The 22,770-nt window shown below is 67.2% G+C and carries 27 protein-coding genes; 14 read left to right on the top strand and 13 right to left on the bottom strand.

Features of this window, described 5'->3' with window-relative positions; genetic code table 11:
* The first annotated feature begins 58 nt into the window (after positions 1 to 58).
* On the top strand, positions 59 to 412 hold the full coding sequence (locus tag AC5WS7_RS16705) for an SMI1/KNR4 family protein (RefSeq protein ID WP_495955923.1): 354 nt from the start codon (positions 59 to 61) through the stop codon (positions 410 to 412).
* A 303-nt stretch (positions 413 to 715) separates the two neighbouring features.
* On the opposite strand, the gene AC5WS7_RS16700 is transcribed toward AC5WS7_RS16705, so the two are convergent.
* The gene (locus AC5WS7_RS16700; protein ID WP_495955412.1) at positions 716 to 919 is read right to left on the bottom strand and encodes a DUF397 domain-containing protein; all 204 of its coding nucleotides are present in this window, start codon (positions 917 to 919) and stop codon (positions 716 to 718) included.
* On the bottom strand, positions 916 to 1,788 hold the full coding sequence (locus AC5WS7_RS16695) for a helix-turn-helix domain-containing protein (protein WP_495955411.1): 873 nt from the start codon (positions 1,786 to 1,788) through the stop codon (positions 916 to 918). The genes AC5WS7_RS16700 and AC5WS7_RS16695 overlap by 4 nt, the downstream gene beginning before the upstream one ends.
* Before the next feature lie 285 nt (positions 1,789 to 2,073).
* Here AC5WS7_RS16695 and AC5WS7_RS16690 point away from each other — a divergent pair, with 285 nt between their 5' ends.
* The 4 genes from AC5WS7_RS16690 to AC5WS7_RS16675 all read left to right on the top strand — a co-directional run bounded on the left by AC5WS7_RS16690 (position 2,074) and on the right by AC5WS7_RS16675 (position 4,342).
* Complete coding sequence (locus AC5WS7_RS16690; protein WP_495955410.1) at positions 2,074 to 2,418, top strand: hypothetical protein; 345 nt, start codon at positions 2,074 to 2,076, stop codon at positions 2,416 to 2,418.
* A 454-nt stretch (positions 2,419 to 2,872) separates the two neighbouring features.
* On the top strand, positions 2,873 to 3,088 hold the full coding sequence (locus AC5WS7_RS16685) for a hypothetical protein (RefSeq protein WP_495955409.1): 216 nt from the start codon (positions 2,873 to 2,875) through the stop codon (positions 3,086 to 3,088).
* A 211-nt stretch (positions 3,089 to 3,299) separates the two neighbouring features.
* Entirely contained in the window at positions 3,300 to 3,830 is a 531-nt protein-coding gene (locus AC5WS7_RS16680; protein ID WP_495955408.1) for a GNAT family N-acetyltransferase, read from the top strand.
* Entirely contained in the window at positions 3,830 to 4,342 is a 513-nt protein-coding gene (locus AC5WS7_RS16675; protein WP_495955407.1) for a hypothetical protein, read from the top strand. Before AC5WS7_RS16680 ends, AC5WS7_RS16675 begins: the two co-directional genes overlap by 1 nt.
* Before the next feature lie 25 nt (positions 4,343 to 4,367).
* On the opposite strand, the gene AC5WS7_RS16670 is transcribed toward AC5WS7_RS16675, so the two are convergent.
* Both AC5WS7_RS16670 and AC5WS7_RS16665 read right to left on the bottom strand, forming a co-directional pair.
* Positions 4,368 to 5,099: a hypothetical protein gene (locus AC5WS7_RS16670; protein ID WP_495955406.1), complete on the bottom strand. Its 732-nt coding sequence runs from the start codon at positions 5,097 to 5,099 to the stop codon at positions 4,368 to 4,370.
* Complete coding sequence (locus AC5WS7_RS16665) at positions 5,096 to 5,743, bottom strand: winged helix-turn-helix transcriptional regulator (RefSeq protein WP_495955405.1); 648 nt, start codon at positions 5,741 to 5,743, stop codon at positions 5,096 to 5,098. Before AC5WS7_RS16665 ends, AC5WS7_RS16670 begins: the two co-directional genes overlap by 4 nt.
* Positions 5,744 to 5,795: 52 nt before the next feature.
* Here AC5WS7_RS16665 and AC5WS7_RS16660 point away from each other — a divergent pair, with 52 nt between their 5' ends.
* The 3 genes from AC5WS7_RS16660 to AC5WS7_RS16650 all read left to right on the top strand — a co-directional run bounded on the left by AC5WS7_RS16660 (position 5,796) and on the right by AC5WS7_RS16650 (position 8,009).
* Positions 5,796 to 6,311, top strand: coding sequence for a nuclear transport factor 2 family protein (locus AC5WS7_RS16660; RefSeq protein WP_495955404.1), 516 nt, complete (start codon positions 5,796 to 5,798; stop codon positions 6,309 to 6,311).
* A gap of 731 nt (positions 6,312 to 7,042) precedes the next feature.
* On the top strand, positions 7,043 to 7,519 hold the full coding sequence (locus tag AC5WS7_RS16655) for a DUF1772 domain-containing protein (RefSeq protein ID WP_495955403.1): 477 nt from the start codon (positions 7,043 to 7,045) through the stop codon (positions 7,517 to 7,519).
* Between the two features lie 91 nt (positions 7,520 to 7,610).
* Entirely contained in the window at positions 7,611 to 8,009 is a 399-nt protein-coding gene (locus AC5WS7_RS16650; protein WP_495955402.1) for a PPOX class F420-dependent oxidoreductase, read from the top strand.
* A 381-nt stretch (positions 8,010 to 8,390) separates the two neighbouring features.
* Here the strand turns inward: AC5WS7_RS16650 and AC5WS7_RS16645 are convergent, their stop codons facing one another.
* Positions 8,391 to 8,984 (bottom strand): CGNR zinc finger domain-containing protein, encoded by a 594-nt coding sequence (locus AC5WS7_RS16645; protein ID WP_495955401.1) that lies wholly within the window; start codon positions 8,982 to 8,984, stop codon positions 8,391 to 8,393.
* Positions 8,985 to 9,087: 103 nt separating this feature from the next.
* Here AC5WS7_RS16645 and AC5WS7_RS16640 point away from each other — a divergent pair, with 103 nt between their 5' ends.
* Positions 9,088 to 10,275, top strand: a complete 1,188-nt coding sequence (locus tag AC5WS7_RS16640) for an epoxide hydrolase family protein (protein ID WP_495955400.1) — start codon at positions 9,088 to 9,090, stop codon at positions 10,273 to 10,275.
* Between the two features lie 211 nt (positions 10,276 to 10,486).
* Here the strand turns inward: AC5WS7_RS16640 and AC5WS7_RS16635 are convergent, their stop codons facing one another.
* Entirely contained in the window at positions 10,487 to 10,885 is a 399-nt protein-coding gene (locus tag AC5WS7_RS16635; RefSeq protein ID WP_495955399.1) for a DUF4870 domain-containing protein, read from the bottom strand.
* Between the two features lie 156 nt (positions 10,886 to 11,041).
* The gene (locus tag AC5WS7_RS16630) at positions 11,042 to 11,359 is read right to left on the bottom strand and encodes a DUF222 domain-containing protein (protein ID WP_495955398.1); all 318 of its coding nucleotides are present in this window, start codon (positions 11,357 to 11,359) and stop codon (positions 11,042 to 11,044) included.
* 244 nt (positions 11,360 to 11,603) lie between these two features.
* Between AC5WS7_RS16630 and AC5WS7_RS16625 the strand changes: the two genes are divergently transcribed.
* Both AC5WS7_RS16625 and AC5WS7_RS16620 read left to right on the top strand, forming a co-directional pair.
* On the top strand, positions 11,604 to 12,077 hold the full coding sequence (locus AC5WS7_RS16625; RefSeq protein ID WP_495955922.1) for an RrF2 family transcriptional regulator: 474 nt from the start codon (positions 11,604 to 11,606) through the stop codon (positions 12,075 to 12,077).
* Between the two features lie 20 nt (positions 12,078 to 12,097).
* Positions 12,098 to 13,324, top strand: coding sequence for an NAD(P)/FAD-dependent oxidoreductase (locus tag AC5WS7_RS16620; protein ID WP_495955397.1), 1,227 nt, complete (start codon positions 12,098 to 12,100; stop codon positions 13,322 to 13,324).
* Between the two features lie 21 nt (positions 13,325 to 13,345).
* On the opposite strand, the gene AC5WS7_RS16615 is transcribed toward AC5WS7_RS16620, so the two are convergent.
* Together AC5WS7_RS16615 and AC5WS7_RS16610 are read right to left on the bottom strand one after the other, a co-directional pair.
* Positions 13,346 to 13,519 (bottom strand): nuclear transport factor 2 family protein, encoded by a 174-nt coding sequence (locus tag AC5WS7_RS16615; protein ID WP_495955396.1) that lies wholly within the window; start codon positions 13,517 to 13,519, stop codon positions 13,346 to 13,348.
* 151 nt (positions 13,520 to 13,670) lie between these two features.
* Positions 13,671 to 14,165, bottom strand: a complete 495-nt coding sequence (locus AC5WS7_RS16610; RefSeq protein ID WP_495955395.1) for a nitroreductase family deazaflavin-dependent oxidoreductase — start codon at positions 14,163 to 14,165, stop codon at positions 13,671 to 13,673.
* Between the two features lie 152 nt (positions 14,166 to 14,317).
* Between AC5WS7_RS16610 and AC5WS7_RS16605 the strand changes: the two genes are divergently transcribed.
* Together AC5WS7_RS16605 and AC5WS7_RS16600 are read left to right on the top strand one after the other, a co-directional pair.
* Complete coding sequence (locus tag AC5WS7_RS16605) at positions 14,318 to 14,956, top strand: TetR/AcrR family transcriptional regulator (RefSeq protein WP_495955394.1); 639 nt, start codon at positions 14,318 to 14,320, stop codon at positions 14,954 to 14,956.
* A complete protein-coding gene (locus AC5WS7_RS16600) occupies positions 14,957 to 15,487 on the top strand; it encodes a hypothetical protein (protein WP_495955393.1) in 531 nt (176 codons plus the stop codon).
* Between the two features lie 607 nt (positions 15,488 to 16,094).
* On the opposite strand, the gene AC5WS7_RS16595 is transcribed toward AC5WS7_RS16600, so the two are convergent.
* Positions 16,095 to 16,976 (bottom strand): MerR family transcriptional regulator, encoded by an 882-nt coding sequence (locus AC5WS7_RS16595; protein ID WP_495955392.1) that lies wholly within the window; start codon positions 16,974 to 16,976, stop codon positions 16,095 to 16,097.
* A 329-nt stretch (positions 16,977 to 17,305) separates the two neighbouring features.
* Between AC5WS7_RS16595 and AC5WS7_RS16590 the strand changes: the two genes are divergently transcribed.
* The gene (locus AC5WS7_RS16590; protein WP_495955391.1) at positions 17,306 to 18,778 is read left to right on the top strand and encodes an SDR family oxidoreductase; all 1,473 of its coding nucleotides are present in this window, start codon (positions 17,306 to 17,308) and stop codon (positions 18,776 to 18,778) included.
* On the opposite strand, the gene AC5WS7_RS16585 is transcribed toward AC5WS7_RS16590, so the two are convergent.
* The 3 genes from AC5WS7_RS16585 to AC5WS7_RS16575 are packed head-to-tail and all read right to left on the bottom strand — an operon-like array spanning position 18,768 to position 22,394.
* Positions 18,768 to 19,706, bottom strand: coding sequence for a phytoene/squalene synthase family protein (locus AC5WS7_RS16585; RefSeq protein WP_495955390.1), 939 nt, complete (start codon positions 19,704 to 19,706; stop codon positions 18,768 to 18,770). The two genes, AC5WS7_RS16590 and AC5WS7_RS16585, sit on opposite strands and share 11 nt — an antisense overlap.
* 10 nt (positions 19,707 to 19,716) lie before the next feature.
* Complete coding sequence (gene crtI, locus AC5WS7_RS16580) at positions 19,717 to 21,255, bottom strand: phytoene desaturase family protein (protein WP_495955389.1); 1,539 nt, start codon at positions 21,253 to 21,255, stop codon at positions 19,717 to 19,719.
* A gap of 11 nt (positions 21,256 to 21,266) precedes the next feature.
* Positions 21,267 to 22,394, bottom strand: a complete 1,128-nt coding sequence (locus AC5WS7_RS16575) for a polyprenyl synthetase family protein (RefSeq protein WP_495955388.1) — start codon at positions 22,392 to 22,394, stop codon at positions 21,267 to 21,269.
* Positions 22,395 to 22,770 lie beyond the last annotated feature (376 nt).

Here is a 22,770-nt window from a genome sequence, read left to right as displayed (position 1 = left end):
GGTTTCACACCTGGATCGCCCGCGCGACCGGCCCCCGACCGCGATGTTGCTGTGACCGATCACACAGTCTCGGCTCGGCGTCGTTCACCCCCCAGACGGCCGAACGCAAGCAGATGACGCCCCTCCCCGACGGGACCCCGCCTGGCCATGGCCAGAAGGAGTTCTACCGATATCACACTGGGGCTGCTCGATGTATGCCTGCGTCGACTGCCTGACGCCGGGAGCCCCGGTCCTGCTCTTCGAACCGAACGCAGGCGATCCCGACCGCGCATGGTACGTAGACGCCCCGAGCCTCGCCGACTGGCTGAACGCCTGGCTCGACGGCACGGGTTGGTACCACAGGGCTCTCGACGGACCCGACATGCCGCCCTGGGCGGACTTCGGCGCCCGCACCGCATGCGCGTCACAATAGGGTAAGCCGCCCGGCAGGGGAGGCGCTCGGACCGACATCCGCTCGTACCGCATACCGAGCTGCGCGAACTGGTCAGCGCCGCCGCGCTCGTAAAAAGATCGACCGGGCCGAGCACCGCTGGAATTCCAGATCACGCGCGGCGGGTTTGCTTGCCGGGCGTTCTGCTGACGGGGCCGGATGACGATCGCCGAATTCGATTCGCCCCCACACTATTCCCGATCCCGGACCTCCCGCGCAGCGAACTCACGGGCCGTGCCCGACCGATCGATCAGCCACGTCGATCCGATGGCCGACGAACACAGCTCATCGATCGAACCCACCCTCCGCGAGTCGATCGGTAAACGCGTCCCACTCGGCCGAACCGAAGATCAGTGCCGGACCGGACGGATTCTTCGAGTCGCGGACACCGACCGCACCTCCGTGCAGATGGGCTACCTCGACACATTCTCCGCCACCAACGCTGCGACTACTCTTGAACCATCGCGCACCCGAAAGATCGACGATCATGATCGAAACTCCTTCTGCCTCGCCTCGATGAGGCTGCGGGTGTCGTTCTCGCTCAAGGCTACTCGCTCGAGGTCGGACCAAGTAGTGCGATAGATCGCGATCTCAGCCGGTTTATCCAGGTAGAGGGCACCAGCTGAGCTTTCGATATATATGACCGGCGGCTCCGTCAGAGCAGGGTTCAGGTGTTCAGAGAATTCAAGGAAGACAAAGTCTTTGCTATGCAATCCGAGGTGCACCGACGCATCGAATGGAACTGCCTTAACTGAAACGTTCTCCAACTGGCTGACCTCGTGGAGATGACGCAGTTGCCGAACCATAACCTCCTCTCCGCCGACAATCTGATGCAGCACCGACTCGTTCAAGAATGCTTTCAACATAAAGCTCGAATCAGCAAGCCGCTCTTGCCGTTTAGACAGCAAACCGATTTCGCTATCGACATCTCCGGGCTTCTCCCGCAGCCCCCACAACGGTCGCCGGTACTCCGGAATCTGCAGCAGTCCCGGCAAAACGCTCGATTGCCAGGTCGAGTAACTACAGGCAGCCGCCTCGAGACCGATATACAGCTCAACCCACGGCTCAAATCCTCCAGCGAACGACTGCCACCACCCATCCTTCCGCGACTCGGCCGCGAGCCAGAGCAGAACCTCACGGTCCTCGTCGGTGACCTCGTACAGGTCACACAGCAGATTGACCGTCACACGCTTGATGGTGCTACTGCGTCCGGTTTCCAACCGCCACAACGTCTGTGAGCCCATCTCGCACCGCCGAGCGGCGGTGGTGCGGGTCATCTTGCGCTTCTCCCGGAACTCACGCAGGCGGCGACCGAGTTCGCGGCGCGGCAGAGAACTGTTGTGCGGTTCGTCGGACACTGAAAGACCTACCTTTCATTTGCGGGACCACCGTCATGTACTGCATTCGGATGCATTCCAGTTCAATTGGAATGTTCCAAACATTCCAAACCATATGGAGCGATTTCATTTTCAGGCGAAATCCGACGGCGGACCCCCACAGTACCCGTTCGGTGATTTACTGGCATACGTCCGCGGCCACCGAATCTCGTCGGTCGGTGGTCCGTTTTGCCGATGCCGCAATGTTTTTCCGCATTGCGTATTCCCGAACCGACAGCCAATCCGTCGACCAGAAGAAATGGAAACATGCTCTACTACACCAGAACCGGCGAGACCATCGTCATCCCGTCGCAAGTGTGTGAACACGCCGAACTCGGCCTCGCGCACGCGCAGATGCAGCGGCACCTGGACTGCCGGATCGACAGGTGCGCCTGGAAGCGGGTGGCCTACGCGACGCTCGTCCACCACGGTCGCGTCGTCCCGCCGCTCACCGGTCCGCACGAGCGAGCGCATCGCCGCGGCCTCGCCTGGCCCGCCGAGGTGACCGGTCAGCGCGCACCGAATATCACCGAGCCGCAACCGTTTCGGAAGATCCTCGACGGTCTCGACCGGCTCGCCCGGGAGTTGCGCGGGCACGGTGATGCCCCGTGAACCCGATGTCCGCGTGGGATGAACTGTCCAGCATCGTCACCGTCATCGCGGGGTCCGCGGCAGCCGTACTCGCCGTCGGCTGCCTGTGGCCAACTCCCCGTCCGGACCGCCGGCCGTCGTACGCCCGGCACGCGCGAGCACTGCGTCAGCCCGCGCCGTCGAGCCGCGCCGCTATGCCGAACTGCCGCTGTCCCAACCCATCCCGGACTTCGACCACACACCGCTGCATTCCGCAGCTTCCTGCCGGGGCGACCGGCGGGCTCGCCTCAGCGGCGCGGCCGGGCCCCTTCGCACTCTCGTCGTGCAGCCCTCCCGCGCAACCGTTCGGCCTCGCCGACGCCCACCGCGACATGCAACTCCACCGCGACCACACCTGCGCCCGCAAACGCGCCGCCTTCGCGGCCCTGGTAGCCGCCGGACGCATCACCCCCGACTCCAGCCGACCCCGCCGGTCATGACCGAGAACTTCGAAATCCCCGAGACGCCGGCGGCATTCGTCCCGTTCTGGCTCGATGCGATAGCACTCACCGCCCGCGCCACCACCCTGGGCTATCGCCTCGTCCGCAACAACCCGACCCCTTACAAATGGCAACTACTCGACCTCACCGACAACGCCGTCGTCTACACCGCGGACACCCTCGAAGACATCGAAACCTGGCTCGACACATAGCCTCCCCTCGACCAACGGAAACCACAGCGAACCGCGTCGGCCGGCACTCCGTGCGCCGCGCGGCCCCACCACACCGGCCTGCGCAGAAGTCCAGCCCGGGCAAACGCCGAACCCTCTCGGCGCACCCGACCACCCGGTTACTCGCAGCACGGATATCGGCCCTACACAGCTGTTTTCGCGCGGCATGCGACATGAGTGGTATCGACGAGGCATGCCGAGCCGGCGGCCCCGAGATAGCCTCGATCGTGTGGTGATACGCGAGTGCGAGGAGCAGGATATCGAGTCGCTGGAACGACATCTGCCCACCGGTCACAACCACGCGCATGCAGCACACTTCCAACGCCAGCGTGACGGGCAATGGACCCTGCTGATCGCGTGGGTCGACGAAATCCCCTGCGGCACTTGTGTCGTCAACTGGGCTGGTCCGACGCAGCGCGATGTGCGCGCCACATTTCCCGACTGTGCAGAATTGTGTTTTCTCCAAGTGCCCCCTCGGGCACGCGACCAGGGGATCGGCACAGCGCTCGTTGCCGCCGCCGAAGAACGCGCGATCGCTCGCGGCATATCTCGTGTCGGCCTGCGCGTCGACACCGCCAATCCGGACGCCGCGCGCCTCTACCGAAGACTCGGATATGACGACACCGGGCTGACCTCGACTACCGAATACACTTGGTGGGACGAATCGGGGGTCGGACACGACCTGGTGGAGATCGACCGTTTCCTGGTGAAAGAACTCGACTGATGCGACCAGCTCATACGCCGAGCGAACGCTTCTTCCGGCTGGAAGCTGATCACAGACGACAGATTCACCTATCACTGTGCGAGGATGCCCTGCCGACCTGGACCAGTTACGCCCAGGGAGAACCCGCTTCGCTTCGCTACCTCGATTCGATTGTGGGGTTGCGGCACCACGTGGACGTCGAGCTTCCGGCCGATGCCCTTCGCTCCGCCCGGGCCGGTGCGGATCTCGCGGATGTCAACAGCCGCTACAGCGAGCCGATCACCGCGATGCAAGACGACGACTTGGCCTTCCCCGACCCGGTCGAGTTCGCCTATTACGCGATCTACAACTGCTTTCGCAAATACGTCCGCGGGGACGACATCGCGGACTGGCTGATCATCAACCAGGCCTTGTCCGCGCACGACCTCGACGAGGCTGTGCCGCGCCTGACTCGCACGATCGACGGCATCGAGCAGACCGCGAGCGGAAACGCCGGGGATGTCGGGCCCGCGGTACCCCCTCGGATGGGTTGACCAGCTCCGACCCGCATGAATTGCGTCAGGTCTCGACCTCGATGTCGTCGATGTCGAGCGCGACGAGGATCGGATGCCCCAGAGCCCGATCGCCCGGACCTCGCGGGTACACCCGTCGCCGTGTGGGAAAGGTGAGTCCGGCAAACCGTCGGTGCTCGCCGCAATAGTGCGCGGCGCGCGCCCACCGGCCGACGCGCTCGGCAACGTAGTCGTGCCGACGGACGAGGCCGCCGGTGTCGATATACAAGGTCTGTCGTGCGGAATGGGTATGCACATGCGGCGCGAAGGCGACTTCGAGACGTCGCCACCGCTCGCCGCCTTCCGACCGGATGTCGCCCTCGGTGAGGGTGATGCCGTCGCGGGTCAGCAGCAGGGGTAGCGACAGATAGTTCCAGAACGCGTATCCGGCGAAGTAGGTGGCATCGAGAGCGTCCCAGCGGAGGTTGCGGCGGAGTCCGGTGAGGCCGGTGAACGAGGCGCGGGCGTTGCGCCGGGCGCTGATCGGTTCACCATCGCGAGTCTCGATTCGGACGTCGCCTCGATCGAATACCGTTTGCCGGTCGGCCTGCGGGAAGCCGCGGAAAACCGCGTGCTGCTGCGCCAATCGCACCCGCACCTCCACCTCGGCCAGTCGGTTTCCGGGGAAGCGCGAGCGCAGGAGACCGCCGAATCTGCCGTGCGCGGTCAGGGCCGTGACGGCCCGCCATCGTTCGAGGCCGCCGTGGGCGGTGAGGACCTCGTCGAGCAGTCCGCTCATTCCCGCGCTCCCGCCAGCACCGTGCTGAGCACGCGCCGATCGCCGTGCACGTTCGCCTGGGCCAGCGCTTGCTCGACCGTGATCGCCCCGGCGGCCAGCGCGAGAACCACCTCCGGCTCCGCCTCGAGAATCGTGTCGGGGCGTCGGTCGGGCTGGACGGCCACGTGCGGGCCGTGCGCGTCGATCCGCAGGATCATGACCGAGCCACCCACCTCGATGCCGACCTCGGCCGGGGGTTCCGCAGTCTTCTCGCGCAGCAGCGCCGGGAGTGCGACGGCGAGCCAGCGAGGTTCGAAGGTGTCGCCGCCCCGGCCGGTGATCATCAGCGGGGCGCTCCAGCGCACCAGCGCCTCCAGCGGTTCACGCAGCTCACCGCCCCACGGTGTCAGCGCGTAGACGACACCCCTCGTGGGGCCGGGGCGCCGCTCGATCACCCCGCAGGACTCCAGGTTTCGCAGGCGGTCGGCGAGCAGGTTGGTGGCGACCCCGCCCAGCGACGCCGCCAGTTCGCCGTAGCGCCTGGGGCCGGGCAGAAGTTCGCGCACGATCAGCAGACTCCAGCGGTCGCCGACCACATCGAGTGCGCGCGCCAGACCGCAGAACTGCCCATAGGAACGCACCGACTTTTGCTTGACTTCCTCCATGAGACTTGATTTTATCAAGCTTCCTCGAATAGTCCTCCAGGAGAGGGTTCGCATGTCTGCCTCCGGTCCCGCTGACGTTTCCACCTCGCCGGTCCGGGCGGCGCTCGCGGCCCTGCGCACCGCCGGAGAGAGCGGCGACGCCGATGCGCTCGCCGAGTTCCTGGCGCCCGACGTGGTCTTTCACTCCCCGATGACGGCGCGAGTGCGGTTCGAGGGCCGGCAGGAGGTCACCGAGCTGCACCGCGACATCTTCGCCGTCCTCGACGACCTCACCACCACCGAACCGATCGCGGCCGGAGATACCGGGTCGTTCGCGTTCCGCGCCCGTGTGCGCGGAGTGGAACTGGAAGCCATGAACTCGGTGCGCTGCGACGAACAAGGACAGATCGTCGACTACACGGTCTTCATCCGCCCGCTTCCGGCGCTCGCGACGCTGTTCGCGGTACTGCCGCCGCGGGTTTCGACCAGGCGCCGCGGGCGCACGAGAGGCACGATCGCGGGACTGGCCGCGCGGCCCCTCGCCTTCGCGGTGCGCACCGCGGACCGCGTGGTACCCGCCTTTCTCTGATCGACCCTCCGACGCCCAATCTGTTCGGGGAACCTGGTTTACGACTGACAGCTCCGCTCGTGCGGCGGCTAGATGATCTGCCACCTTCGGGAACTTCTCGGCCGGCGCGTTGAGCATCGGCTCGCATTTGGGCGGCAACCGATTCGGCGTCGGCTTGGTCGAACACCGAGTGCCGGGGATCTGTTTCGGAATCCCGGACATCCGCGGACCCCGGTTTTACTACCGCTCGACAGGTGCGTCTTCCGTGACGTCGCCAGCGCTTCCTGTCCAGCGGGTGCGTAACCGACGCCCGAGTCCCAGCGACCGATGGTGATGCGCCCCAGGGAGAATCCGTTCGACGGCGAGCCCGCGGACGTCGCCGCGGCGATGAACGACTACGGCCTGAGACCCAGGCATGCCGAAAACGCTGATGGTGGTCGGGAACGGCATCGGCATGCGTGTCCGGCAGACTGCTCCCGGCTGCGAGAATCCGGAGTTTTCGCGGAACAGTTGTGGCGTTCGCCGTCAGTGCGGCGTTCCGGCCGCGCGGACGCGGATTTCCAACTCTCGCAAGCGATTCACCCTCGGGGTCGAGTCGCGCGGGGACGCCCGCAGAATCCCCTGCCCGTGCGTCGATCACGCCGCCTATGGTGGCAGCGCTTGAAAAACTAGCAGAGCTAGACAAGATAGCGACCCGGTGTTACCGTTGCTCCAGTTGCTAGCGATGCTAGCTCTCAAGAAAGGGAGCCGAAATGCTCATCGTCACCGGCCAGGTCATCGCCGCCGTAGCCGTTCTCGCCAATGCCGTCGTCTACGGCACCGATATCTCCTGTGCCGTGATCACCCGGTCCGTGTACCGCAAGCTCGACGACGCGACCGTGACCATCAGTGCGGGATGGGGTCACTACTACGGCGATAAGCGTATGCCGGTCTTCGGCGCGGGCGGCGTGGTCACGGCCGTGCTCACGCTGGTCATCGCGCTGTTGGCCGGGCAGATCGGCGCGGCCGTCGCGGCGGCGATCACGGTGGCGGCACTGCTGACCTGGCTCGGCTTCTACGTCCGCGTCGCCAAGCCGATCAACACCCAGCAGACCGCCGCCGCGCAGAGCGGCATCATTCCGGCCGATGCCCGTGCACTGCAGGACAAGTGGGACAGCATCCTGAAGTACCGGGTCACCTTGCAGGGCATCGCCATCGCCGGACTGTGCGCCGCGCTGATCCTGTTCTGATCCCGGCCCACGAGGTAGGCCCCGGACCCGACAACTCCCGGCCGACCGCCGGGAGCACACCCGATATCGAATCCATCGAGGAGTAACCGCCATGTCCTTCACCACCAACGAGCAGAAGTTCCTGGCCGAGGCCGGAATCGGCCGGCTGGCCACCGTGTCCCCCGACGGCGTTGTGCAGAACAACCCGACCAGCTACCGGGTGAACGCCGACGGCACTATCGACATCGGGGGCATGCGGATGCGTGCCAGCCGGAAGTACCGCAACGTCGAAGCGGGCAGCCGAGTGTCGTTCGTCGTCGACCAGCAGGTTTCCGTGGAGCCCTACGTGATTCGCGGCATCGAGGTGCGCGGCACCGCCGAGGCTCTCGACGACGAAGAGCCGCCGTTCCCGCCCCAGGAACGCGCGGTCATCCGAATCCACCCCGACCGGATCATCTCCTGGGGCATCGACGGCGGCTCCTTCGACTTCACCAGCCGCGCCGCCGAGTAGCAGGCATTACCCGAAATACCAGCCACGACATCTCCCGCCGCACGGCGGGAGATGTCGGCTCGGTAATGCCTCGTACTGCGGCAGAGCCGCGGCCCGTTCCATCGCATTTCGGTGTCGCCTGAGCCGCTCCATGCGGCGAGCGCCGATCCGAACGCTGCCGGTGCGTCCGTCAGCGCGTCCCGCCGGAGCCGACGCCACATCGCCCAATCGTCCGGACCGATCATCTGCACCTGGATCACGCTGCCCCCTCAGGTTTTTCGAGCTGTCGCCGCCGACGACAACCACCCGCGAGTGCTGCCGGAATGGGCCCGCCGCTGCGGACGCACCCATCAGTACGAACGAATATTCGCCCTGGGCAGCAGTTTTCGGTCGGCCAGCGCATTATCGGGTACCCGTCGGATGTGATCGCCCTCTGGCGTTCTTGCGCTGGTTGGCGTTGAAGCGCGCCTTCTTCTGACGATTTCCGCAGGTGTTCATATCGCACCATTTGCGGGTGCGACTCTGGCTGGTATCGAAGAAGGCCGCTCGGCAGGTCGGCGATGCGCACAAGGCCAGCTTTCCGTCTCGTTCACCCGCGATGATGCTGACCGCGTCGGCGGCGATCACGCCCAGGGCATCCTCCACGCGGGACGCCGAACCGAGTCGCCATCGCCGATTGCCCTCGGGAGTCAGCACGGCCGCGGCGCGACCCTGAATGCTGCGCTCGTTGATGATTCGGACCGCGGCCGCCGGGAGGGCGTCGTGGATCGCGGCCGCTGTCGCGGCGGCGTGGATCGATTCCCTCAGTTCCCGAGCGAGTTCGAGCTGGGCGGGGGTGCAGGAGTCCACGGCGAGGCCGCTCACCGCCAGCCAGTCGACGAGCCGCTGCGGTGTGGGAATGCGTTCCACGGCGTCGCCACAGCGTTCGGTCAGAGTCGCCGTGAAGCTGGTAGCCAGCACATTGCCGAGGCGAAAGTCGGGGAACCCAGCAGGCATGGAACCACCTTAGCCGGTTGCCGGCGAATATCGCGGCATGTTAGAACCGTCTTAGCAGGTTCACAGCAGGTGGTAGCCGATTCCGCGATGGCCAGGAGGTCTCATGCCCCGTCCGAGCAACGACGTGCAAGCATTCGAAGCCCACGCAACCGACGCCGACCTCGACGATCTGCGCGCACGACTGGCCGCCGCGCGGCTACCGGAGGCGGAGACGGTCCATCGCGCCGCGCCCGGCCCTCGCCGATGGGAGCAGGGCGTTCCGATCGCCGACCTGGTCGATGTCGTGAATTACTGGCGCACCGAATACAACTGGCGATCGTTCGAGCAGCGCCTCGACCGAATCGGCCAGTTCCGCACGACAATCGACGATCTGGGAATCCATTTCCTGCACCGTCGGTCGGCGCGTGCCGATGCCACTCCCCTGGTCCTGACGCACGGCTGGCCGGGCAGCATTGCCGAGTTCATCGATGTGGTGGACGAGCTGGCCGATCCGAAAGACGCTGCCACACCGGCGTTTCACGTCGTGGTCCCGTCGTTGCCGGGCTTCGGCTACAGCGACAAACCGGCCACCACCGGCTGGGGAACCGAAAAGATCGCGGCCGCGTGGGTGGAACTGATGGGCCGCCTCGGCTACCGCGAGTTCGTCGCCCACGGCGGCGACTGGGGAGGCAATATCACCACGGTGCTCGGCGGCAGGTTCCCGGCGCATGTGCTCGGCATCCACACACTGTTCGCGGAAGCACCGCCCGGGATGACGACAGATGTGCTGACGGCGACCGAACGCAAATGGACCGAGGAAACCCGGGATTTCTGGCATGGCACCGGCCGACGCCACCGCGCGGCGTACGCGAAGCAGCAGGCGACCCGACCGCAGACCATCGGCTACTCGCTCGTCGACTCACCGGTCGGACTGCTCGCCTGGATCCTCGACAAGTTCGCCGAGTGGAGCGATACCGAAGACAGCCCGTTCGAAACGATTTCCAGAGACCGCATTCTCGACGACGTCACCCTGTACTGGCTGACGCGGACCGGCGCGTCGGCGGCCCGGATCTACTACGAGAGCCACAACTCGCTCGACCCCGACCTTCGAGTCGACGTCCCCTCGGCAATCACCATGTATCCCCGCGACATCGAGAAGTGCCCGCGCCCTTGGGCACAGCAGCGGTACCGACGGATCGTCCGGTGGCGGACACCCGAAACCGGCGGGCATTTCCCGTCGCTGGAGGTGCCGGAGTATTTCGTCCAGGACCTGCGGGAAGGTCTCACAGCAGTGCTGGCCGCTGATCGGTGAACGCGGCCGGGTGCGAGATTCGGGCCGAGCCGCCCGCCCAATGCCCGGCCTGACCGGGGTGCCGAATCGGCAGTGCCGGATCTTCCACGCGGACGCCAACGGCCCGAGATGCCCTCGGGCCGTTGATCTTCGGACTGCCGCATCCGGCCGGCACGCACCGGGCCGACAGCATCATCGATGACGGAACGCGGCTGGGACTTCGGATACGCCGCTACTCGATCGAGTTGGCCAACCGATCGGCGTAAGGGGCGGTGAGTTTTCCGACGATGGGAAGCTCCGCGCGGACGCCGCCGGTGTTGTTCGCCCGGACCATGGCCATGATCCAGACGACGACCGCGAAGACCGCGACCGCGAGTCCGGCGAGGCTGGAGATGATCCCCAGGACCCCGAGGAACGAGCCGACGATACTCAGGACGATATTGATCATCGAGACCGCCCCGAAGAAGACGATCGATTGCGAGGCATGGAATTTCACATCGGCATCGTGCTTCCCCACGAACAGGAAGATGATTCCGGTGAGCCACCCCAGCGCGTACGACAGGATCGCGCTGGTCTTCTTGTCCAAGCCGGCGGACTGCGGTTGGTTCGCGGGAGGTTGTGAATATGTCATGGGGTGAGTAGACGGCGCGCGCGCCTCCTACCGATCCCAACTTTCAACCCGAACCCACTGGTCGCGGTCCGGCCAGTCGCCCCGGGATGCCGGACGCGCTTCTCACCCGCGCAGTAGCGAACCGGTCTCCGAGCGCGGACCGTGCCGGCGGTCGGCTCAACCCGCCGCCGTCACCGCCCGCCACGCCTTTCTGGCACGTGAACGGGCCTGCGGGGCGGCGTATTGGATACGCCGACGCGCCTCGGAGGCACTGATCCGCAACAGATCACTCAATAGCTCCGCTGTATCCCGGTAGCCGGTGTCGGCGGCGAGGCCTCGGCGCTCGGCCTCGGCGACGGCCGCGACCATGGCCGCACCCAGTCGACGCCGGCGGCGTTCGGTTTCGACGAGGGTGCGCAGCAGATCGACATCGGCCAGTTCCGACCATCTCCGTGCCGGAGCATCCGATGCCAGTGCAGTCGAATGTGTGTTCACGCGGGTCACCCTACCTCATCATCGAACAAGTGTTCGACATTCGGTTCGGCGAATATGACGCGTTCGGACAGCGAAGCCATGGGCGACGGGAACCGCTCAGGTGGTGATGCGCGGTGCGTACATCACCGCCACCCCAGTCGTGCCCCTTGCTGGTCGGCGCGAAGGAATCGATCAGGCGGCGGGCGATCCGGTCCGCTTCCCCTTCCCTTATTGAACCGGGACATCTAATATCCCTATTGTGAAGATGGGCGAGGGCGTCGAGTGGAGCTTGCACTGCTGTGTGACGCTGGCCTGGGTGCAGGAGCAGTGCCCGGTGTCGGTCACGCGGCTGGCGACCTGGTTCGACCTGCCGGTGGAATATCTGAAGAAGCGATTGCAGGCCTTGGTTCGGGCCGGGATTCTGACCTCGGCCCCGGGGGTTCGGGGCGGCTTGAGCCTGGCGCGCCCGCCCGAGCGGATCACCCTCCTCGACGTGGTGACTGCTGTCGAAGGTGGTGTGGATCCGTTCCGCTGCAACGAAATTCGCCGACGTGGGGTCAGCGGCGCGACGGCGGTCGACGAGTTCGCCCACGCGTGCGGTATCGCGGTGGCGATGCGTCGCGCGGAACTCGCCTGGCGGCGCGAACTCGCCGCACAGACCATCGCCGATCTGATGGCGGGCGCGCCCGCGAGTTCGGTGGCGCGCACCCGGCGCGGCTTCGAAAACATGGACCGCTAGCCGAGCGGAAGGAAGATATGGTGTCGAAGATTCTCGTGGTGGGCGGCGGTTTCGCCGGCGTCTGGAGCGCGGCGAGCGCGGTACGGCTGGCCCGCGCGCACGGTGTCCGGCAAGACGTGTCGATCACGATGCTCACCCCCGGTGACGACCTGGTGATCCGCCCGCGGCTGTACGAGGCCGATCCGGACCGCATGCGCGTGCCGCTGGACCGAATCCTGGGCCCCGTCGGCGTGCGCCGGATACCCGCGATCGTCACCGGCATCGACACCGATCGGCGAACGGTCACCGGCGTCGGAACAGACGGCCGCAGCATCCAAACGGGTTACGACAGACTGATTCTCGCCACCGGAAGCAGGCTGTTGCGTCCGCGGCTGCCGGGCGCCGAACTGGTGCACGACGTGGACACATTGCCCGCCGCGGCGGCGCTCGACGCGCACCTGCACCGGTTGCCGGAGATCCCGCCCGGCGAAGGGCGTTTCACCGTGGTCGTCATCGGCGCGGGCTTCACCGGCCTGGAGATCGCCACCGAACTGGTGGACCGGCTGCGGCCGATCGCCGAGCGCGCGCCGGGCGAGGTTCCCCGCATCGTGTTGGTCGAGCGAAGCGACGAGATCGGTCCCGAACTCGGTCCCGGCCCCCGCCCGCACATTCTGGCGGTTCTCGCGAAACTCGGTGTGGCACAACGTCTCGGGGTGAGCGCAGTTGCCGTGGATCCACACGGGGTCACCCTGTCCGACGGCAGCAGGATCGCCGCTGCCACCGTGGTCTGGACCGCCGGAGTGCAAGCCGGCCCGCTCACCGGCGATATTCCGGGTGCTCGCGATCGGCTGGGGCGCATTCGTGTCGACGATTACCTGCGAGCGCTGGACGCTCCGGGCGTTTACGCGGCCGGAGACACCGCCGCGACCGCCGCCGACGATCGCACCCGGGTTCTGCAGTGCTGCCAGCACGCCCTGCAACTGGGCAAATATGCCGGGCACAACGCCGTCGCCGAGCTGCTCGGCCTTCCGCTCGTCCCGTTCGTGGCCGAACCGTACGTCACCTGCCTGGATCTGGGTTCCACCGAGGCCATGTTCAGCAAAGGCTGGGACCGCCGGGTGGTCGCCACGGGCGCGGTCGCCAAGGCACGCAAGCGCAGGGTCAACGAGCAGTTCATCTATCCGCCCACCGACGACCCCGACGAACTGCTGCGCCAGGCCGACTACCGCTTCTCGGTGCGACAGCTCGCCCCGTCGCCGATCGGCTGAAATCCCCAGCCGCTCAACCACTCACCGGCTCGACGAAGCCACGGTTCGAATCGGGTCGTCGGTCTGCAAGACATCGCGATGTCCGCGCGCGGTGTCCATGTATTCGCGAACCCGGTGGATGCGGCCGTCGCGCAGCTCGAAGACGAAGCAGTAGTCGTTGCGGTAGGTGTTGCCGTTCGCGAGCCGCGCGCTCATCGTCTCCTCGACGATCACCCGGTCTCTCGCACTGTCACGTGAACCGTTGGCAGAGCGGCCCTTACGGGCTTGCAATCGAAGTCGGTGTAACCGAAGACAATTCGCATCGGTCACCGCTTCGTGAGGGGTGGCGGATCTCCGTCGATCGGATTCAGTCGTGCGCCGTGCGGGGCCGGAGGACGACCACCGGAATTTCGCGATCCGCCCATGCCTGGTAGGTATCGAAGTCCGCGTAGGCCTCGACGAGCATCGGCCAGAGGCGAGCGCGTTGGTGCGGGTCGGCGGTGATGGCGTGCACGGGGCGGCGATCACGGCCGATCTGGATGTGGACGTCCGGGTCGGCACGCAGGTTGTGGTACCACTGCGGGTGTTTGGGAAGCCCGCCCTGTGAGGCGACGATGACCGTATCGGCACCGTCGGTGATGTAGAGCAGGGGCGTGGTGTACGACTTTCCGGATTTGCGGCCCCGGTGTTCCAGCAGCAGGGTCGCCACCGGTTTGCGGAATCCGGCACCGACACGCCACTTTCCGCCGACGCGTCCGCCGGTGCGCCGGTAGATCCAAACCTGCACTGCACCTGCGTATTTGAAGATCTTCGGCAGCATCGGGGAGTCGAGCTGTTTCGGGCGCGGGGGTGCGCTGGTCATGGTGTTCCTTCCGTCCGGCGGGCTACCTGGACCATACAACTGACATGATATGTATGGTCAAGACTTGTCGCATACCACCGGTGCCCGGACGCAGCCCGCGTCCACCGGTACCCTCGACGCGACACGGCGCCGCTGAAGGGGTGAACTGTTCGGTGCGCACACATGGCTGGTCAGGGGCCACGCCGATCGACGACGAGGAAGCTGTCGGCCGGATCTTGGGCGCCGCCCGTGCGGCGATCGATCGATCCGGTGACGAGTTCACCATCGCGGAGATCGCACGCGGCCTCGGCGTCACCCGCCAGACCGTGTACCGCTACTTTCCCAGCGCCGAAGCATTGCTGACCGCGACCGCTGTCGCACAGACCGGAGCCTTCCTCGACGTCCTGGCCGAGCACCTGAGCGATATCCGTGACCCCGCCACGGCCGTGGTGGAAGGCATTGCCTACACCCTCGAACGCCTACCCCACGAGAAATACCTGAACCTGCTGCTCACCCCCGGTCGCGCAAGCGCCTTCTCAGCCGGTGTGACGTCCGATATCGCGCTCACATTCGGCCGCTCGAATCTGCAACGCTTCTCCGTCGACTGGACCGCGGCCGGAATCACCGGCGCCGAGCTGGATCAACTCGTCGAACACATGCTCCGCATCGTCCAGTCCTTCGTCATCGACCCCGGCCGGCCACCGCGTGGCGGCCGAGAGCTGCGCGCTTACCTCGACACTTGGGTTGCCCCGGCACTCGCCGGGACCTCACGGAAGGCAGCCTGCCAGAAGCGCGCTCATCGTCGTGAGTGAATGACCGCCCCCGCAACAGCTTTCGCTCGGTATGCGGCTATCACGACAAGTTGGTCATGCCGCACGCGGTCGCCGTGGGAGCGACTGCCGGACCCGCGCTACATCACGACGCCGCTACTGGGTGACGACCTGGCCGCCGACCTGCCGCGCTACCGGCCGAGTTCGCTGTTGGCCCGGGAGACCAACGGAGACCTGATGCCGCAACTGCCGCGGTGGCGGTCGCAATGGGTGGCAGATACTCGCGAACTGTCACGAATCCGGCTGTCCCGCAGAGTATCCCGTCGAATCGTGCGCACGGGACCGACCCTGGTGATGCCCCGATGGGGTGGCTGGACCAGTGACCTGGCCCGATCGGCGGAAGTGTTCGGCCACTACCACCCCGACCGAGCCGGTCAGATGCGCACCGCGGCCGCCATCGCCCGGACGCCCACCGCCGATCCGGACGCTCTGGACATGCTGCTCGACGAACTCGGGCCGTGGCTCGCCGCCGAATACCTCGCAGTGCACGGACCGAAGGCACCTCGTCCCTGACCGGGAAACACCGGCCCGCAGGACAACTCGCGTGCACGCCGCAAGCGCAGGCCGGTCGAACTCGAACCCATCGAGGCGAATTGCTATCGGATGTCGGGCTCGATGCACGAGGCCGAAGATGCGGTGCACTGTCGTTTCGACACCGCGGCAAGAGACGATCTGCGATTGGCCAGCCAGGCGGCGATTACGTCTCCAACTCCGACGGCACCTCCGACTGTGAGGGTCACGGAAACCATCGTCGCGGGCATCATCGCCGGACAGCTCAGCGCGGACGACGGATTCCCCGGTGTCGCACCGCAGGCGCAGATTCTGAGCATCCGGCAGCTGAGCCCCCAGCGGCGATGCACTGCTACCGCTACGCCGCGGGCGTACTCATCCTGCGCGAGATGCTGGACTTCAGTGCCGCCGAGGTTGCCGGACAACCGGATACCACGGTCGCGGCCGTGAACAGCACACTACGGCGAGCGCGGGCCGCCCTGGCCGATGCGCCCGGCGTGGAACTCGCCACCGAACCGGACGAGTCCGAGGTGCGCGCAGTGACCACCGCTATGCACGAGCGTTCGAGGCGGACGATACCGTTGCGGACCTTCGCGTTCCGAGCGACCGATCACACCCGGTGCTCGCTCCCCCAGGATGCGTGGGCGCCGGGCAACTCCGCAAGTGCGGATCCGAGGTCGGCAACGACTTCCGCGGTGTCCGGCACGGGTACGTCCTGCCAGCCGGGGCCTGCCAGCAGGACTCGGGCGCCGCGCTCGGCACAGGTGCGCACGGCCGAGAGGAGGGCGGTCGATTCCTGCTGTGACCACAGCACAGCGGCCGAGCCCGATCCGCCGCGGTCGAGGGCGTCGCCCAGGGCGGGTGTCGGGACGTTGGGGCCGAGCATATGTGCCGGCACGTCGCGCTCGGCGAGTGCCGCGCGCAGCACCTCGAGTGGCAGAGAGTGCGCCTCGCCGCTGGTGCAGGCGAGCAGTACCGGGGCCGCGGCGGCGCCGGCCGGGGGTGAGATGGCGCGATGCAGTGCGGCCGTAATGCACCAGGACAGTAGATGTTCGACGTCGATGCAGCCCTCGCCCGCCCCCTGCCGCTGGACGATTTCGGCGAATGCCGGGCGGCACAACCGCTCCCAGGTGTCCACGACGCCGAACGCGTGAATATGGGCCAGCAGCAACGACTGCAGGCCGGTGGGGTCGGAGGCGAAGGCGGCGTCGAGGAGTGCGGCCTGATCACCGGCGACCGGAGCCGGGCCGCGCACGGACTCGGCCGCTCGCGCCGGGCTCGAGCCGCGACGTACGAGAAGGACCATACGCTCGAGCCGAACGATGTCGGCCTCCGAGTAGAGGCGGTGGCGCCCGCGCTGATGCTGGGACGGGCCGATGCCGTAGCGCTGATTCCAGCTGCGCAGCGTCGCGGTGGGAACGCCGATGCGCTCCGCGACGGTGCGCACCGAGAATCCGGTCGCGTCGTTGTCGGGTAGCGAGTCATCGGACATGGCGATCATTCTGCCTTTCGCGGACGCGAGCGCCGCAACATCACAGCGCTACGGCGCCCGCGCTGCGCGGGACGAAGCGGGGTGCCCCTCTCATTATGCATCGATTGCGCATCGATAGCTGATAGAATGGCCGTGTCGCCGAATACGGATGCATCGAACGCAGGCCCCGGATGCCCGAATCTCGTTCGCGGAGGGATGGGCCCGGCGGCGTCGGTCGGGGCGGCTCGGCGATACACCGGCAGTGGCGTGCGGACGTCGATCGTGCGAGCTGTCCCGTATCGATCGTGAAAATGCCCGGCAGATAACCGATTCGGCGATCAGGAGACGGTATGCGATGTGCGGTTTTCGGTGCCACCGGCTATATCGGTGGCCGGCTCGTACCCGAGCTACTGGCCGCGGGCCACCAGGTGCGGGTTCTGGCCCGCACACCGGCCAAACTCGACGAGGCCCGCTGGCGCAACAGCGTGCAGGTCCGCCGCGGTGACGTACTGCGCGCCGACGATGTGGCCGCGGCTTGCGCCGACGCGGACGTGCTCTATTACCTCGTGCATTCGCTGACACGCACGGATTTCGACGATGTCGACCGGCGCGCGGCGGCACTGGTGGCCGAGCAGGCGGCCGAGGCCGGAGTGCGCCGGATCGTGTATCTGGGCGGCATCGTTCCGCCCGGGCAACGGCTGTCCCGGCACCTGTCCTCCCGCGCCGAGGTCGGCAGAATCCTGCTCGGCGGGCCGGTACCGGCCATAGCGATGCAGGCCGCGGTGATCATCGGGTCGGGCTCGGCCAGTTTCGAGATGCTCCGTTATCTCACCGAGCGGCTGCCGGTGATGGTCACCCCGCGTTGGGTGCGCAACCGCATCCAGCCGATCGCGGTGCGAGACGTGCTGTACTACCTGACCCGGGCGGCCGAACTACCGCCGGATGTGCGGGACGCCTTCGACATCGGCGGCCCGGACTTACTCACCTACCGGCAGATGATGCGCGATTACGCGGCAGTGGCGAGGCTGCCGCGGCGGGCGATCATCCTGGTCCCGGTGCTCACCCCGTGGCTGTCGGCACAATGGGTCAATCTCGTCACCCCGGTCCCCAAGGCGATCGCGGTACCGCTGATGGAGTCCTTGGTCAACGACGTGATCTGCGCGGACCACGCGATCGCGCGGCATATCCCCGATCCGCCGGGCGGACTCACCGGTTACCGCACGGCCGTCGAACTGGCGTTGGCGCGCATCCGGGACTCGAGCGTGCCCACCCGCTGGTCCGATGCCGACCAGCTCGGTCGCGAACCGTCCTCTCCCCTGCCGACCGATCCCGCATGGTCGGGCGGGTCCCTCTACGTCGACCAACGGGAACGGCCCACCCGGGCCGATCCGGCGACACTGTGGGCGGTGATCGAGTCCATCGGCGGTGAACACGGCTGGTACTCCTTCCCGCTGGCATGGTCGCTGCGCGGTTGGATCGACCGCCTGGCCGGAGGCGCCGGACTGCGCCGCGGCAGACGCGACCCGCATCGGCTGCACGCCGGCGAGGCGCTCGACTGGTGGCGCGTGGAACGCATCGAACGGCCGAATACCCTGGTGCTGCGCGCGGAGATGCGGCTGCCCGGCCGGGCGTGGCTGGAGCTGAGCGTCGATACGGACTCGCGTGGCACGATCTACCGGCAGCGTGCCGTGTTCGAACCGCACGGTTTGGCCGGACATCTGTACTGGAAGGCCATCGCTCCCTTCCACGCCCTCATCTTCGGCGGGATGACTCGCAACATCACCGGAGCCGCGGAAGAGGCTGCGGCTCAGCTCATCTCGTGACTCTAGGCACGGCACACCGGGCCCAGAGGGCGCGAGCGAGACCGCGACTCCCCACCGCGGCACGCCGCGGTATTCCCACCCGGGCGCGATGAACGAAAATATCGAAATCCAGACATTCGATTCGATCCAGTATCTCCGAGTAGAGAGTGAGCGCGGCGGCCACGCAGGGCCGCGATCGCGGCGCGAGCAGGGCGATGCCCGTGCGGGCGTAGTCGTAGATGTCGCGGGTGTACGCGTGCTGGGCGATCAGCGCGCGACGCACGCGGGGGTCGGTGCGGCGGTGCGCCTGACACCACTGCAGCAGATCTCGGTCGACGCCGTGCACGGCCAGTTCGTCGGCCGGCAGATATACCCGGTCCCGGAACAGGTCCTCGTCGACGTCGCGCAGGAAGTTGGTGAGCTGGAACGCTTTTCCCAGCGCAGCGGCGTAGGGCTCGGCCTCCTCGCGGGGGCACACCGTACCCAGGACCGGCAGCACCTGTAAACCGATGACTTCGGCGGAACCGTAGACGTAGCAGTCCAGGGCCCGTCGATTCGGATAGTCGGTGACGATGAGATCCATCCGCATCGCGTCCAGGAACGAGTCGAACAGTGCCGCGGGGATCCGGTAGGCGCGAGCGGTGTGCGAGACGGCCGGGAGGACGGCGTCGGCGGCGGTGTCCTCGGCGGCGAATTGCTCGGCCAGCGCGTGCAGCCGCGCCGCGCGTTCGGCGGCCGGGCGGGCCGGGTCGATGTCGTCGAGGATGTCGTCGGCGCGGCGCGCGAAGCCGTAGAGCGCATGGATCGCCGGGCGTTGTTCCGGAGCCAGCAGCCGGGTGGCCAGGAAGAAGGTTTTACCGTGGCGGGCGTTGAGTTCCCGGCACGCGCGATAGGACCGGTGCAGCTGCGGGTCGGTGCGGGTGGCATCGACGAATGCGATGGGAGACATGGGCTTCCGATCAGCGGATGGTCGCGGCGGGCGACGCCGCGAGGGCGGACACGGTTCGGTGCGCGGGACGGGCAGACGGGACCGGCCCGGTGATTCGGTCGGCGGCGAGCCGACCCGACAGCAGCACGGGCGGGATACCCACGCCGGGGACGGTGCTGCCGCCCGCCAGCACCACGTTCGCCAGTCCGCGGATCATATTGGCCGGACGGAAGGGACCGGTCTGAGTCACGGTGTGCGCCAACGCGAACGGGCTTCCGGCCAGCATCCCGCGCCGGGCCCAGTCGGCGGGAGTGGTGATGTGGAGCAGCCGGTGGTCGGACAGCGGAACCGGCAGACGATCGCGGACGGTGTCCAGTATCTCCGCAGCGTAGCGAGGGCCGAAGCGGTCCCAATTGATTTGTCCTCGGACGAGGTTCGGTACCGGCGCGAGAATGTACAGCAGATCGCGGCCGGGTGGGGCAAGGGCAGGATCCCCCGCGGTGGGCCGGGTGAGCAGCAGTGAGGGATCGGCCATGACGCGTCCGCGGCTGATGATGTCGGCGAACGCATCCTCCCAAGCCCGCCCGAACAGCAGATGGTGATGTGCCGCCCCCGGCATCGCCGCGCAGCCCACGTGCAGAACGACCGCGGACGGCGCCGCGGTGGGACGCAACGGACGGCGCGGAGAGTGGCCCGCAAGCCGGTAGCTCTCGGACAACTCGGTGGTGAGCACGACCGCATCGCACGGGATCCGCTCACCGGTCACGGTGACGACCGAGCTGACCCGGGACCCGGTGCGTTCCAGGCTCGCCGTGGCGGCGCCGTAGCGCATGACCACTCCGGCGTCCCGCGCGGCGGACGCGAGCGCGTCGGGCAGCGCGCGCATGCCGCCGCGCGGAAACCAGACGCCGGCGATCGTGTCCATATAGGCGATCACCGCATAGGCCGCGATCGCCCGGCTGGGCGCGACGCCCGCGTAGAGGGATTGAAAGGTGAACAGGCGGCGCAGATCCGGATCAGTGATATGGGCGGCGACGGCACGGTCCCAGCGACGGAATCCACCCATCGTCGCGAGCTTGGCCAACGCAGGACTCAGCGCCGAGAGGGGTGAATCGAAATTCGCGGCGATGAACGAGTCGAATTCGGCGTGGTAGAGCCGGGTGAGCCAGGCGCGAAGGCGCCGGTATCCCGCAGCTTGTCCGGCCCCGGCGAAATCGGTGATCGCGGCGGCCATCCGATCGCCGTCGCTGTGGACCTCGAGTTGGCGGCCGTCGGCGAAATGGGCGCGATAGGCCGGATCCACGGGTACCAGCGACAGGCGGCCGCGCATGTCCTGGCCGACCGCCGCGAACGCCTCCTCGACGAGATGCGGCATCGTCAGCACGGTCGGACCGGTGTCGAGGCGATAGCCGTCCACGTCGGCGCGACCGGCGCGGCCACCGGGAACCGAATCACGTTCCAGCACTGTGACTTTCCGGCCACGACCGGCCAGATGCAGTGCCGCCGAGAGTCCGGCCAGGCCCGCTCCGACCACGACGACGTGGTCGCTGCGACCGGTGGTCGTGCGCATGGTTTTCCTCCTCATGGCCGCGAGGTGGTGCAGATGTGTGCCATGCCGCCGAGTACGCACCGCATCGGTTCGGGCACGGCCGCGGTCTCGACGATCCGCCGCGCCTCGCCGATCCGGTCGCCGATCATCGCCTCGATTCGGGCGGGCGCTCCGGAGGCGGTGATCAGCGCCCGCAGTCGTTCGGTGGCGTCCGCGTCGACGACCGGCGCGGACAGCAACGTGCCGAGTTCGCGGCGGGCGGCCGGTCCGGCGAGCTGCTGGGCGGCGATCACCACGGTGGTGGCCTTGTGCTGGGTCAGATCCCCGTCACCGGGTTTGCCTGTGGCGTCGGCGGTTCCGAATACGCCCAGCAGGTCGTCGCGCATCTGGAATGCCTCGCCCACCGCATGCCCGTACCGGCTCAGCGCCGACAGGACGGGCTCGGCACATCCGGCCATCGCCGCGCCGAGCACGAGCGGGCGGCGCACGGTGTAGTTGCCGGACTTCGCTCGTGCCAACGCCAACACCTGTCCGAGGTCGGGTTCGGTGCGCACGTCGTTGAGCAGATCGCCGAATTGACCGACCGCGAGCTCGATCCGCATCGCGTCGAAACGAGGCCACACCCGGTCCAGGCTCGCTGAGGGAATTCCGCTGTCGCGCAACATCTTGTCCGCCCACACCAGGCAGATATCGCCGAGCAGCACGGCCGCCGACTCGCCGAAACGCCCGGCGTCGCCCGGCATCCGCCGGGCCCGGTGCGCGGCGGCGAAGGCGGCGTGGCCGGTCGGCGCGCCGCGGCGCAGCGCCGATTCGTCCATCACATCGTCCTGGATCATCGCGAAGGCGTGGACCAGTTCCAGCGCGGCAGCGGCCCGCAGGGCGGCCGCATCGGGCGCTCCGCCGCACAACCAGCCCACGTACATGAAGGTGGAGCGCAGACATTTGCCGCCCGCGACGTACCGGCGGGCGATATCGTCGACGGCGATCCCGTGCACGGCGCCGATCCGGTTCCGGCGCAGGAAGGCATCCAGCTCGGTCAGCACTTCGTCTCGTACGGCGGCGTGCCATGCGGCGACCGATTCCATCGTGTTCACCGAACACTCGGCGAGACTTGCCGCGGGGGAACGCGATCGGTGTGAGTTGTCGATGGTGGCGGTCACGTCCACTCCTCGGTTCGGCGATGCGACGGCATGGGATGCCGGGCAGATCGGTGAGGCAGGGGTCGGGGCGGCCGGATACCTCGGGCCGCCCACGGTTCCTCCCTCCACGTCCAAGCCCAAGACTACAGCAATCGATGCACCAATGATGCATGGATGTCGAATTCGATCTACGACAGTCGGCGACACACGATACGGATGGCCTGCGAGAAATCGCACTGACAAGCGGATTTCCGACCAGCAACGCCGATCCGCGGCAGTCCGCCGCCGAAGCCGCGATACGCATCGTTCACGCATCGAATTGCGGGTATGATGGCAGAGACGGACCCACCAAAGGAGGCGCCAGTGAGTTTCGCGGGTGATTTTCAGACCTTGCAGG

It is taken from the genome of Nocardia sp. PLKS1-43, from assembly GCF_059510335.1.
Note: the sequence above shows the minus strand (reverse complement) of the source record. Positions and strands in the feature narration are given on the sequence as shown.

Bases quoted from the DNA above. Each gene is read 5' to 3' on its own strand.
- AC5WS7_RS16660 (WP_495955404.1), top strand. From the start codon at position 5,796: ATGTCTGCCTCCGGTCCCGCTGACGTTTCCACCTCGCCGGTCCGGGCG.
- AC5WS7_RS16590 (WP_495955391.1), top strand. From the start codon at position 17,306: ATGCGATGTGCGGTTTTCGGTGCCACCGGCTATATCGGTGGCCGGCTC.
- AC5WS7_RS16665 (WP_495955405.1), bottom strand. From the start codon at position 5,743: ATGGAGGAAGTCAAGCAAAAGTCGGTGCGTTCCTATGGGCAGTTCTGC.
- AC5WS7_RS16585 (WP_495955390.1), bottom strand. From the start codon at position 19,706: ATGTCTCCCATCGCATTCGTCGATGCCACCCGCACCGACCCGCAGCTG.
- AC5WS7_RS16655 (WP_495955403.1), top strand. From the start codon at position 7,043: ATGCTCATCGTCACCGGCCAGGTCATCGCCGCCGTAGCCGTTCTCGCC.
- AC5WS7_RS16675 (WP_495955407.1), top strand. From the start codon at position 3,830: ATGCGACCAGCTCATACGCCGAGCGAACGCTTCTTCCGGCTGGAAGCT.
- AC5WS7_RS16625 (WP_495955922.1), top strand. From the start codon at position 11,604: ATGGGCGAGGGCGTCGAGTGGAGCTTGCACTGCTGTGTGACGCTGGCC.
- AC5WS7_RS16685 (WP_495955409.1), top strand. From the start codon at position 2,873: ATGACCGAGAACTTCGAAATCCCCGAGACGCCGGCGGCATTCGTCCCG.
- AC5WS7_RS16650 (WP_495955402.1), top strand. From the start codon at position 7,611: ATGTCCTTCACCACCAACGAGCAGAAGTTCCTGGCCGAGGCCGGAATC.
- AC5WS7_RS16690 (WP_495955410.1), top strand. From the start codon at position 2,074: ATGCTCTACTACACCAGAACCGGCGAGACCATCGTCATCCCGTCGCAA.
- AC5WS7_RS16640 (WP_495955400.1), top strand. From the start codon at position 9,088: ATGCCCCGTCCGAGCAACGACGTGCAAGCATTCGAAGCCCACGCAACC.
- AC5WS7_RS16635 (WP_495955399.1), bottom strand. From the start codon at position 10,885: ATGACATATTCACAACCTCCCGCGAACCAACCGCAGTCCGCCGGCTTG.
- AC5WS7_RS16700 (WP_495955412.1), bottom strand. From the start codon at position 919: ATGATCGTCGATCTTTCGGGTGCGCGATGGTTCAAGAGTAGTCGCAGC.
- AC5WS7_RS16645 (WP_495955401.1), bottom strand. From the start codon at position 8,984: ATGCCTGCTGGGTTCCCCGACTTTCGCCTCGGCAATGTGCTGGCTACC.
- crtI (WP_495955389.1), bottom strand. From the start codon at position 21,255: ATGCGCACGACCACCGGTCGCAGCGACCACGTCGTCGTGGTCGGAGCG.
- AC5WS7_RS16610 (WP_495955395.1), bottom strand. From the start codon at position 14,165: ATGACCAGCGCACCCCCGCGCCCGAAACAGCTCGACTCCCCGATGCTG.
- AC5WS7_RS16600 (WP_495955393.1), top strand. From the start codon at position 14,957: ATGACCGCCCCCGCAACAGCTTTCGCTCGGTATGCGGCTATCACGACA.
- AC5WS7_RS16680 (WP_495955408.1), top strand. From the start codon at position 3,300: ATGCCGAGCCGGCGGCCCCGAGATAGCCTCGATCGTGTGGTGATACGC.
- AC5WS7_RS16670 (WP_495955406.1), bottom strand. From the start codon at position 5,099: ATGAGCGGACTGCTCGACGAGGTCCTCACCGCCCACGGCGGCCTCGAA.
- AC5WS7_RS16615 (WP_495955396.1), bottom strand. From the start codon at position 13,519: ATGAGCGCGCGGCTCGCGAACGGCAACACCTACCGCAACGACTACTGC.
- AC5WS7_RS16595 (WP_495955392.1), bottom strand. From the start codon at position 16,976: ATGTCCGATGACTCGCTACCCGACAACGACGCGACCGGATTCTCGGTG.